Origin of the sequence: Phocaeicola sp. RTP21198st1_B8_RTP21198_201120, from assembly GCF_040929485.1 — a bacterium.
Classification (GTDB): Bacteria; Bacteroidota; Bacteroidia; order Bacteroidales; family Bacteroidaceae; genus Phocaeicola; species Phocaeicola dorei.
In genome coordinates this window covers 1-1,122 of record NZ_JBCOCI010000491.1, presented here as the reverse complement: position 1 = coordinate 1,122, position 1,122 = coordinate 1, and the positions used below count along the sequence as shown (strand labels likewise).

Here is a 1,122-nt window from a genome sequence, read left to right as displayed (position 1 = left end):
GAATTTATTCCTTCACATTATGGGAACGCTTTCTCTTATATTGTGAGACTACTTTCCCACAATAGATGGAACTATCTTCTTTATTAATTCTTCGTCCGCCACATACGGCATTGTTATCTGATAATCTCCAGCATGGGACTCATTAAATGCTTCACTCGTTTCCATCGCATGCGGATTACGCGCCCACGAACGGCGGGCTACTCCTCCCATTACGTCCCAAAGCATTGCCGAACGGAGTATTTCATCTACCCGTTCGCTACCGTCGCATACCATACCAAAACCGCCATTGATTGCTTTGCCGATACCGACTCCACCTCCATTATGTAAGGCTACCAGACTCATCCCACGGGCACAATTTCCGGCAAAGCATTGCACAGCCATATCTGCCATCACATTACTTCCGTCTTTGATATTTGACGTCTCCCGGAAAGGAGAATCCGTACCGCTGACATCGTGGTGATCTCGTCCCAGCCTAATAGGGCCAATTATAGTTGTCCAGATCCTGACCGCGCCGATTGACGTCGATACACTCCATAGCCGCATGGTCTGTTTTTATCAGATCTTCGTGTTTACCACTCAAGCAGACCCACCTGAACGGACCGTAGCCGTAATCAAAGAGTTGGGGTCCCATAATATCTTCGACATAACTCGGCCAGATAAATCCGTCTTTTTCATCAACACCATTATAGGAGATTTCTTTTACTCCGGCATCGTATATGGCTTTCATGAAAGAGTTTCCATAATCAAAGAAATAAGTTCCGCGGGCTACCAATTTCTTGATGACCTCGAAATGACGGTGCAAAGATATGTCTACCAAGTGACGGAATTCCTCCGGCGATTCGTGAAGAAGGCGTGTGCGTTCCTCGAAAGTCAGTCCGGCTGGGCAGTATCCACCTTCGTAAACGGCGTGACAGGAGGTTTGATCGGATAATAGTTCGATCAAAATCTTTTCACGCTCGGCATACTCGAGCAGGTCTACTATATTTCCATGATAGGCAATGGAACAAGGTTCACGGTGTCGCATTGCTTCAGCTGCCATCCGGTATGCTTCTATGATATCTGCAGTCACATGCCCCACCCATCCCTGGCGGTAACGTGTTTCAATGCGTGAACGATCTACTT

General features: G+C 47.2%; 1 pseudogene. It reads right to left on the bottom strand.

Annotated elements, in window-relative coordinates:
- Positions 1–48 precede the first annotated feature (48 nt).
- Positions 49–1,122 (bottom strand): annotated as a pseudogene (locus AB5935_RS27540) (urocanate hydratase); the annotation flags it as partial.